Here is a 753-nt window from a genome sequence, read left to right as displayed (position 1 = left end):
GCGAAACTCCGGGAATTGGGTATCGATCCAGAAACCCTCTGATAATTGTGAGCAAAAGTTCCTGTCCCTCTCTGGGATTCACATTGAGGGCGAGGGCTGATTCCACAACCGTTCTAGGGTCGCTATATAATAGGTGAATATTGATTCATCCGGGTACTGAATGATGGTTCAAACTCCTATCCCCCCTCATATCCTCTACCCCGACTCTGATGGTAAACCGATGGCGGAAAATACCCTCCAGTATGGCTGGATTGTGCGGCTAGTCAGCAACCTTAAACAACTTCTCAAGTCACAGGTAGCTTTTGTGGCGGGGGATTTACTCTGGTATCCCGTCCAGGTAGAACGTCCCCCCGCTCCCAGACAAGCCCCTGATGCGATGGTGGTGTTAGGTCGTCCTGATGGCGCGCGCGGTAGTTATAAACAGTGGGAAGAAGACAACATTCCGCCGCAAGTGGTGTTTGAAATCCTCTCTCCCAGTAACACCATGAGCGAAATGGCTGCCAAACAACAATTTTATCAACAGTATGGCGTGCTGGAGATGTATTTTTATAATCCCCAATCCCATAATTTTTGGGGTTTTCAACGGGCTACCCCCGAAGATAGCTTGGTGTTAATTACCCCCCTAGATTTCCCCTGGACTTCCCCACTGTTGAACATTCGCTTTGAGCTGTTTGATGATGGTTTAGCAGTGTATCACCCTAATGGGGAATTGTTCAAAGAACCGGGGGATTTGTTTGATGAACGCGATCGCGC

General features: G+C 48.9%; 1 protein-coding gene. It reads left to right on the top strand.

What is annotated here, in order from left to right:
• Window positions 1-160: 160 nt before the first annotated feature.
• On the top strand, window positions 161-753 hold a 593-nt coding region (locus tag P5683_RS25465; RefSeq protein WP_315641249.1), incomplete at its 3' end, for a Uma2 family endonuclease.

This window comes from Limnospira sp. PMC 1279.21, assembly GCF_032349615.1.
GTDB classification, from domain to species: domain Bacteria; phylum Cyanobacteriota; class Cyanobacteriia; order Cyanobacteriales; family Microcoleaceae; genus Limnospira; species Limnospira fusiformis.
This window is presented reverse-complemented; position numbering and strand designations above follow the sequence as displayed.